Here is a 7,257-nt window from a genome sequence, read left to right on the forward strand (position 1 = left end):
ATGGTGATCTCCGCGCCGCTGACCGGACCGTCGCAGTGCCCACGCTGCGGGTCGGCCGCCGTCCCGGGCGGGCGGTTCTGCTACCACTGCGGGCTCGAGTTCGCCTCGGCCGAGGCGGCGACGCTGGATGTCCCCGAACGCCGCGTGGTCACGGTGCTCTTCGGTGATCTCTCCGATTTCACCAGCTGGGCGGAGGACCGCGACCCCGAGCGGGTCGGTGAGATGACCGACCGGGTCCTCGCCGCGCTCGCCCACGAGATCGACGAGGTCGGCGGTCGGGTCGACAACCTGACCGGGGACGGGATCATGGCCGTCTTCGGCGCGCCGACCGCCCACGAGGATGATCCGGAGCGGGCTGTGCGGGCCGCGGCGGCGATGCAGGAGACCGTCCGCCGGCTGGTGCAGGACACCGCCGGTGACAGCGCCGAGGGCCGCCTCGGTCTGCGGGTGGGCATCAACACCGGGGAGGTGCTCGCCGGGGTACAGGCGGCGCTGTCCTACACGGTCATCGGGGACACGGTGAACACCGCCGCCCGACTGTCCGCCGCGGCCTCGATCGGCACGGTGTACGCCGGGCGGGAGACGGCCAGCGCGACCCGTACCGTGGCCAGCTGGCGTGAGCTGCCCGACCTCGCGCTCAAGGGCAAACGGGAGCCGGTGCCCGCCTACGAGCTGATCAGCCTGCGCCCGTCCAACGTCGAACGTCCGGGTCTCGCCGACGACGCGCCGTTCCTTGGCCGTGACGCCGAGCTCGGCCATCTGCAGGCCCTGTTCGACGAGGTCGTCGCGCGACAGTCGCCGCAGGTGGCGCTGCTGGTCGGCGAGGCCGGCATCGGTAAGACCCGGCTGGCCAGCGAACTGTCCGACCGGGCGGCGGCGACCCCGCGCACGATGGTGCTGTGGGGGCGCACGGTGCGCCACGGGGACGGGCGCGGGCTGGCGCCGCTGGTCGACGTCGTGCGCAACGCCTGCCGCATCACCGACGGTGACTCTCTCGACCGGGTGGCCGACCGGGTGCGTGCGATGGTGGCCGGGCTCGCCCATCCCCTGACCGGCGCCCGGCTGCCCGCAGGCATCGCCGATCGGTTGCTGCTGCTGCTCGGGGTTCCGCTGGACCGCCGCTCCACCGGCGGGCCCGTGGCCACTCCCGGTGACCCGGCGGCCCGCGCCTCGCACGTCGAGGAGGCCGAGGAGCGCACCGTGGAGGCGACGGTGCAGGCCGTCGCGCTGCTGCTCAGCGCCCAGGCGCGCACGGGTCCGGTCCTGGTCGTGATCGACGACCTGGAGTGGGCGACCAGCCAGCTCTCCGACGCGATCAGCCGGCTCGCGTCCCGGCTCGCCGGGCCGGTGCTGCTGGTCCTGGTCGACCGGGCGGGGCCGCGGCTGGCCACCCTGCCGCATGTGCACCGCATCGATCTCGCCCCGTTGGGGGCCGAGGCGTCCGGGCAGTTGCTCACCAACCATCTGGGTGGCCGCACGCTGGAGCCGCGCACCCGAGACGATCTGCTCGCCCGGGTCCACGGCAATCCGTTCTTCCTGGTGGAGCTGCTCAACCTGCTGATCGACCGGCGCCTGCTGCACCCGTCCGAACGCACCGACGATCAGGTGCACGCCGAACTCGTCCTGGACGGGGCGCTGGCCGACAGCCCGCTGCCCGCCGGGGTCCAGTCCGTGCTCGCGGCTCGCATCGACGATCTCGACCCGAGCGCCAAGGCGGTGCTGCGGGCGGCGGCGGTGCTCGGGCGGCGGTTCCCCGCCGAGGCGCTGCCGATGGTCGAGGAACGGCCCGCCGACGAGGTGACCCGGGCGCTGGCGGTGTTGACCGAGCGTCAGCTCGTCCGGCCGCCGCGGGCACACGAGGCCCGGTGGCGGTTCGTCCATCCGATGGCCCGCGACGTCGCCTACGCGGGACTCCCGAAGGTCGAACGAGCCCGCCGGCACGCGACGGCGGCCCGCTGGGGGGTGACCGCGATGATCGGTACCTCCCGGTCGGTGTCGACGTTCGTGGCCAACCACTCGTTGCGGGCGTTCGACCTGGCCGCGTCCATGAGTCTGCCGCCGAGCGATCCGGCCTGGGCCGCGCGGATGTCCGGTTTCCACGCGCATGTCCGGCTCGCCCGTGCGGCGCTCGCCCGCGACGACCACCGGACCGCGGCCGAGCTGCTCGCCAACGCCCGCCGACTGGGCCGTGACCTGGTCGATCAGCGCGAGGACAACACCGTCCGGGTGCTGCACGCCGAGGCACTCGTCGCGCTGCGTCAGCTCGACGAGGCCGAGCGGACGTTGCGCCCGGCGCTGCGTGCGGTCGCCCCGGCCCGCCGCGCCGCCGCTTTCTCCGTGCTCGGTGAACTACGCCAGAAACAGGGGCGGGCGGACGAGGCCGCCCAGTGTCTGCTCACCGCGTTGGAGTCGGCCCACGAGGCCGGGGACGAACGGGCCATCGCCGCCGTCCTGCGTCGGCTGGGCATGCTGGAGTACAACGCCGGACGGATCGGGGCCGCCGAGGAGCGCTACCGCGAGGCGCTCGCGATCGCCCAGCGGGTCGACGACCCGCGCGGAGTCGGCTGGGCGTTACAGCATCTGGCCTGGAGCGCCACCACCCGCGGCGACTACCCGCGGGCCGAACGGACACTGCGGGACGCCTCCACCGTCTTCGAACGCCTCGAGGACACCGGCGGTCTGGGCTGGTGCCGCGGCACCGAGGCACTCGTGCTGCTGCTCTCGGGCCAGCTCACCCGGGCCCGCGACCTCGCTCGGGAGCTCATCGAACTCGCCGGTTCGGTCGGCGAGCAGTGGGGGATGGCGGTCTGCCTGACGATCGACGGCATCGCCGCCGCCGAACTGGGTGACCTCGCCGTCGCCGAGGCGGACGCGACCCGCGCCGCCGAACTGTTCGAGTCCTGCGCGGACACCTGGGGCTCGATGCTGGTGCTCGTGGCCCGGGGCCTTGCCGCCCGTGGCGCGGGCGAACCGGCCCGTGGGGCGCGCTATCTGGAGCAGGCCTGTGACCAGGCGGCGGAACGCGGCCATGTGGTTGTCGGGGCGCTGGCGCGGGTGCTGCTCGGGCTCACGCTGCTCGACGCCGGAGAGATCGACCGGGCGGCGGAGGCGGCCGAGGCGGCGCTGCGCGACCTGGAACATCTCGACCTTCGACCGCACGCACAGCTGGGCGCCAAGGTGCTCGTCGCCCAGATCGCGCGGGCACGGGGTCGCCTCGACTCGGCCCGGGACCTGCTCCAGGAGGCGCTGGCCGCCAGCGAGCCGGGGACGTTGCTGTTTCCCCGTCGCCAGGCCTACGCGCACCTGGCCGGCATCCTGCTGGACGCGGGGCAGCCCGAGGCGGGCCTTCAGGTCGCCCGACGCGCGGTCGCGGTCGACGCCGAGGACGTCCGCGCCCAGGTCCTGGGCTACCGGGCGCTGGGGACCGCGCTGGTCGCGAGCGGCGACCTGGAGGGTGGACGAGCCGCCTATCTGCGCGCCCTGGCCGCGGCCACCGCGACCGACGCGGTCAGCGAGGCACCGCAGACCCGGCGGTTGCTCGCCGGCCTACCCCCGAGTGGTGGCGGCACGGATACGCCACCGTCGACGAACCCGGCGGATGGTGACGACGGCTCCGTCACCGGCGCCCCGGCACCCGCCGGCGACGCCTCCGGCGACGCGTTCGCCGGCACCCCGGGCCAGGCACGCTGTCCATGAACGTTTCCGGCTGTGGTGCGGTGGGCGCGGGCCCACGGTTCGGTGCCGCGGGCGGCTACCCGTCCCCGGCACCCCAGGCACCCCAGGCGGCGAGGCCACAGGCCGCGGCCAGGCCGGCGACCCGCCCCCGGGCAGGGTGGCACGTCGTCCGTCCCGGCATGCTCACGTCAACTCCGGCGAGCATGTCGGGACGATGACCGGGCACGTCCGCGACGGCGGTCAGCGGGCGCGGCGGGACAACCGTTCACGGTCGAGCAGGACGACGGCACGTGAGTCCAGCCGGAGCCAGCCACGGGTCGCGAAGTCGGCGAGTGCCTTGTTCACGGTCTCCCGGGACGCCCCGACCAGTTGCGCGAGCTCCTCCTGGGTCAACCCGTGTTCGACGCGGACACCAGCCGCCTCGTTCCCGGGCTGGGCCGGTTCACCGAACCGTTCGGCCAGGTCGAGCAGCGCTTTGGCGACTCGGCCGGGCACGTCGGTGAACACCATGTCGGCCACGCTGTCGTTGGTCCGCCGCAGCCGGCGGGCCAGGACCCGCAACAGCATGGCGCCGGCCTCCGGGCGCGATCGCAACCAGGGCCGTAGCGCGGTGTGTTCCAACGACAGTAGCGACGCATCAGTGACAGCGGTAGCAGTGGCCGTTCGGGGGCCTGGATCGAACAGGGAAAGCTCGCCAAACAGGTCTCCTGGACCCATCACGGACAGCAGGTTCTCCCTGCCGTCCGCGGACTGGCGCCCTATCTTCACTTTTCCGGACAGAACGACAAAGACCCGGTCACCCACGTCTCCCTCACGGAACAGGACATCCCCACGGGTGACGTCCTGCCGATCAAGATGGTCTGACAGGGCTAGTCGATCCTGCTCGGACAGCCCCACGAACAGCGGCACGCGGGCTAGCAGATCCTCCACGGATCTGAGCATGCCAGGACTGAGGTTGGAGGGCACGGGCAGGGACCCCCGCGACCAAAATTAACCGGCGAGGATGAACGTACTGCGACCACTCGTGTGCTGATGGCGAGAATCCGCACCTCATCAGGCACTGTTGGATGACACGTCCGGGCCGATCGACTGCCCGAGCGGACCGTCACGAGCAGGTCCGCGCCGGCCAGCGCCCGAACGGGCCGGTCCCGTCCGGGCCTATCGTCCCGGTCCGGCCAGGGCCCATGGACCCCCTGTCGCCGTTGGGCCACCCGCTCGGCGACCCCCAGCTCGGCGGGCACGGCCCATCGGTGTCAGGCGGGTCGCCCGGCCGCCGGACCCACGGTCGCCCGGGCGAGCCCGCCACCTGCGCGGACGTCCGGTCGTCGACACCAGGCAGGTGCGGACCGGTTCGGGGACGGACAGCGGCGCACATCTCATGCGTCAGCTAGCCCACACCCGATCCGGCACCCCCGACAAAACGGGACAATCTTTGATAAGGACGACCATCAGAGCGCGCGGTGCTTGCCGGGGGGTGGCCGGCGCAGCCGGCCGCGATACCGCTCGAGTGCGGCGGGCAGACCCTGGTTCATGAGGGTGTCGACCTCCTCCGGTCGGGCGTTGTCGAGGAAGCCCTCGAGCCCTTTGCCGGTGTCGGCGGCGTTCAACGGGCGTTCCACCCGTTCCATCGCCAGCAGCAGCGCGAGCAGCAGGAGTGGAAAGCAGACCGCAGCAATGACAAACATGACTCCCCCATGGTGGCTGACGGACGTGCCCGGGCCAGCAAGGGGGTGGACGTGTCGCGCGTGGCGTACCGATGGCGTGACGGACTGGTGGGAACCCGGCGATCGTCCGGCGGATCGACGCGCCGGATACGCTGCCAGGCATGCTCGCCACCGTCGACGCCGCGACCGAGACGCCGCTCGCGCGCACTCGGCGGGCACGACGGATCGTGCGACTGCTGGGCGAGATCCATCCGGACGCACGGATCGCGCTGGATTTCGACAACCCGCTCGAGCTCCTGGTCGCCACCGTCCTGTCCGCCCAGTGCACGGACAAGAAGGTCAACGAGGTCACACCGGCGGTGTTCGCGCGCTACCGCGGCGCGGCGGACTACGCCGGCGCCGACCGGGCCGAGCTCGAGCAGCTGCTGCGCCCGACCGGGTTCTTCCGGGCCAAGACGAACTCGCTGATCGGTATCGGCTCGGCGCTCACCGAGCGCTTCGGCGGCGAGGTTCCCCGCTCACTCGCGGAGCTGGTCACCCTGCCGGGGGTCGGCCGCAAGACGGCCCATGTGGTGCTCGGGCACGCCTTCGACATCCCGGGCATCACCGTCGACACGCATGTCGGGCGGCTCGCACGCCGGTTCGGTCTGACCGAGCAGGACGATCCCGTCCGGGTCGAGGCCGATCTCGCGCCGCTGTTCGAGCGGCGGGACCACACGATCGCCTCCGACCGCATGATCTTTCACGGCCGGCGCTACTGCCACGCCCGCCGGCCGGCCTGTGGGGTGTGCGGGCTCGCCCGGCTGTGCCCGTCGTACGGGACCGGTCCGATCGAGCCGGAGCTCGCCGCCCGGCTGGTGCGCGGCACCCGCGGTGACGTCGAGGCCCTGCGATGACCGCGGAGGCCGACGGGAACGGGACCAGGGCCGAGGGGCAGGAGCGGGACGGGGCCGAGGTTCCGGGCTGGCTGCGTGCGCTCGCCGCCGGGGCGGACGAGGCACTGCGCCGCGGTGAGCTCAGTTGGCGCGAGCAGGAGTCGGCCGGGGCTCGCCCGGCGGCTGTGCTCGTCCTGTTCGGCGACGGCCCGCAGGGGCCCGACGTGCTGCTGATCGAGCGTTCCGCCGGCCTGCGTCGTCACGCCAGCCAGCCGGCCTTCCCCGGCGGTGCGGCGGACGAGACCGACACCAGCCGCGCCGAGACGGCGCTTCGTGAGGCCGCCGAGGAGGTCGGGGTCGAACCGGCGGGTGTGCAGGTGCTCACCACGACCTCGCCGCACTACCTGTGGGCCAGCCACTACCTGGTGTCGATCACCATCGCCTGGTGGCGTACGCCGTGTGAGGTGGCACCGGTCGATCTGGCCGAGACGTCCTTCGTCTCCCGGGTGCCGCTGGCCGAGCTCACCGATCCGGCGAACCGGCTGCACGTGCGCACCCCCAGCGGGCGGACCACCCCCGCGTTTCGGGTGCACGGCCTGCTGGTCTGGGGATTCACCGCGGGCATCCTCGACGTTCTGCTCAGGCTCGGCGGCTTCGAGCGTCCCTGGACGCCCGCCGAGGCCGTCGATCTTCCTTTCCCGCCCCGCGGTCCTGACCCCGCGGATGCCATCGCCACGGCGGAGGCCACCACCGCGGTGGACGCCGACGGGGTCCGACCGGAGAGAGACCCGACGTGACGAAGGTCTGGCGCACGGCGCCGGCACTGCTGGCGCTGCTGCTGGTAGCGGCGCTCGGCCTGGCCGGCTGCGGTGGCAGGGGCGGGCCGAGCGCGTCGCAGGGGCCGACCCTCGCCCCCCCCCCCGGGGCGGGGGGGGGGGCGGGGGTGGGGGGGGGGGGGGCGGGGGGGGCGGGGGGCGGTGCGCCGATGAGGGCGGTTCGGAGCGTGACGGTGAGCTGGAGAAGGCCGATGGCGCAGACCGCGA

The 7,257-nt window shown here is 73.4% G+C and carries 5 protein-coding genes and 1 pseudogene; 4 read left to right on the plus strand and 2 right to left on the minus strand.

Annotated features, from left to right (window positions below; all coding sequences use genetic code 11):
• Positions 1–3,696, plus strand: coding sequence for an AAA family ATPase (locus tag MXD61_RS04140; protein ID WP_248811520.1), 3,696 nt, complete (start codon positions 1–3; stop codon positions 3,694–3,696).
• Positions 3,697–3,915: 219 nt separating this feature from the next.
• On the opposite strand, the gene MXD61_RS04145 is transcribed toward MXD61_RS04140, so the two are convergent.
• Together MXD61_RS04145 and MXD61_RS04150 are read right to left on the minus strand one after the other, a co-directional pair.
• Entirely contained in the window at positions 3,916–4,605 is a 690-nt protein-coding gene (locus MXD61_RS04145; protein ID WP_163547787.1) for a Crp/Fnr family transcriptional regulator, read from the minus strand.
• Between the two features lie 518 nt (positions 4,606–5,123).
• Positions 5,124–5,360 (minus strand): hypothetical protein, encoded by a 237-nt coding sequence (locus MXD61_RS04150; RefSeq protein ID WP_163547786.1) that lies wholly within the window; start codon positions 5,358–5,360, stop codon positions 5,124–5,126.
• 140 nt (positions 5,361–5,500) lie between these two features.
• On the opposite strand from MXD61_RS04150, the gene nth reads away from it, so the two are divergent.
• The 3 genes and pseudogenes from nth to MXD61_RS04165 form a co-directional block, all read left to right on the plus strand.
• Complete coding sequence (gene nth / locus MXD61_RS04155) at positions 5,501–6,235, plus strand: endonuclease III (RefSeq protein ID WP_248811521.1); 735 nt, start codon at positions 5,501–5,503, stop codon at positions 6,233–6,235.
• A complete protein-coding gene (locus MXD61_RS04160; RefSeq protein ID WP_248811522.1) occupies positions 6,232–7,011 on the plus strand; it encodes a CoA pyrophosphatase in 780 nt (259 codons plus the stop codon). The genes nth and MXD61_RS04160 overlap by 4 nt, the downstream gene beginning before the upstream one ends.
• Positions 7,008–7,257, plus strand: a pseudogene (locus MXD61_RS04165) (hypothetical protein); the annotation flags it as partial. The gene MXD61_RS04160 and the pseudogene MXD61_RS04165, both read left to right, overlap by 4 nt.

This window comes from Frankia sp. AgPm24 (genome assembly GCF_023243055.1).
In the GTDB taxonomy this organism is placed as follows: Bacteria; Actinomycetota; Actinomycetes; order Frankiales; family Frankiaceae; genus Frankia; species Frankia umida.